Source organism: Cyanobium sp. NIVA-CYA 375, from assembly GCF_056108345.1.
The window spans coordinates 1-960 of sequence record NZ_JBSYHW010000252.1 but is presented as its reverse complement, the minus strand read 5'-3'; the positions used below and the strand labels follow the sequence as shown (position 1 = coordinate 960).

The window sequence follows — 960 nt, the reverse complement described above, 5'->3', positions numbered from 1 at the left end:
CGGCTGAAACCGCGGTGCCGATCGTGCAGAAGCTGCGCGACGGACAGGCAATCGAACGCGGTTATCTCGGCGTGTCGATCCCGCCGGTGACCGAGGATCTGGCAAGCTCGCTCGGCCTGCCGAAGAACCGCGGGGAGATCGTCCAGTTGGTGTCGCCGGGTGAAGCGGCCGACAAGGCCGGGGTCGAAGCGGGCGATATCGTGCTGAAGATCGACGGCAAGGATGTGACCCCGGACCAGACGCTGTCGTTCCTGGTCGCCAATATCACCCCCGGCACGCGTATTCCGGTCGAACTGCTGCGCAACGGTGAGCGGCGCACGGTCAATGTCACGGTCGGGCGTCGCCCGAGCGAGGAACAGCTGCGCCAGGCACAGATGTTCAGCCCCGACGAAGGCGACGAGGAACAGTCCGCGCCGGATACCGCAATGAGTGACGTGATCAGCCAGAAGCTCGGCCTCGGCGTGCTTCCGGTGACCCCGGAGATTGCCGGACAGCTGGGCATTCCGGCCACCACCAGGGGCCTCGCGATCGCTGCGGTCGATCCGAATTCGGACTCGGCGGCCAAGGGCCTCGCCCGGCGCGACGTGATCCTGTCTGCCAACTACCGCCCGGTGGCCGATGCCGCTGCGCTGGAAGCGGTCATTCGCGAAGCCGAGAGCGAGGGCCGCACCGCGGTGCTGATCCAGGTCCAGCGCCGCAACGGATCGCCGCGCTACGTTCCGGTCCGGCTGCGCTAGGCGCATACCCACCCATCAAAAGGCAAGGCCCCGGAAGTCGGACTTCCGGGGCCTTTCGTTTGGCTATTGCGGCGGCTGGGACGCGGGTGGCCGCGGCGAATTCGGGGGCGGGCGCTGCGGCTCGTCGGTTCCGGTGGCCCGCTCGAGGAAATCGTCGCTCGCCGCCTGTCCCGCGTGGCCCTGTCCTCCCGCCGGACGGGGGCCCGGACGCGGACGATCCGGT

The 960-nt window shown here is 68.8% G+C and carries 1 protein-coding gene; it reads left to right on the top strand.

The features are described from left to right. The coding region (locus AC01FP_RS17870) for a PDZ domain-containing protein (protein ID WP_474482124.1) at window positions 1-737 on the top strand (737 nt) is incomplete at its 5' end. Between the last annotated feature and the right edge of the window lie 223 nt (window positions 738-960).